Genomic DNA, 285 nt, shown 5'->3' with positions numbered 1-285 from the left:
CGTTGTGCTTCTCTCATTCAAAGGACGTCATACCGGGAAACTGGCCAAGGAGCTTATCTATACGCTGCTTGCTATAGTAAATAGCTGGCAGGAGCAGATGGGTGATGATGAGTCTGAAACAACTTACCATGACTGTGCTACAAGTGCCTTTCTGATAAGCCAGCAATACAAATACAAAGCAGAAGAAGTCAGGCTGGCGCTATTTGCTCCGCTGGTTGCGGGAAAGCTACCTGATAGCCTCCAGCATTGGATGTTGCGGTTTTTTGCTGAGCAGGCCCGTAAGCT

The 285-nt window shown here is 48.4% G+C and carries 1 protein-coding gene; it reads left to right on the top strand.

The window, feature by feature from the left end; translation table 11 throughout:
- Positions 1-285: hypothetical protein (locus tag ACM615_RS24305; protein WP_431012695.1), on the top strand; the 285-nt coding region annotated here is incomplete at both ends.

Source organism: Rahnella sp. PAMC25617, from assembly GCF_050606005.1.
Classification (GTDB): domain Bacteria; phylum Pseudomonadota; class Gammaproteobacteria; order Enterobacterales; family Enterobacteriaceae; genus Rahnella; species Rahnella variigena.
The sequence above is the reverse complement of the archived record's forward strand: the minus strand, read 5'-3'. Positions and strand labels throughout refer to the sequence as shown.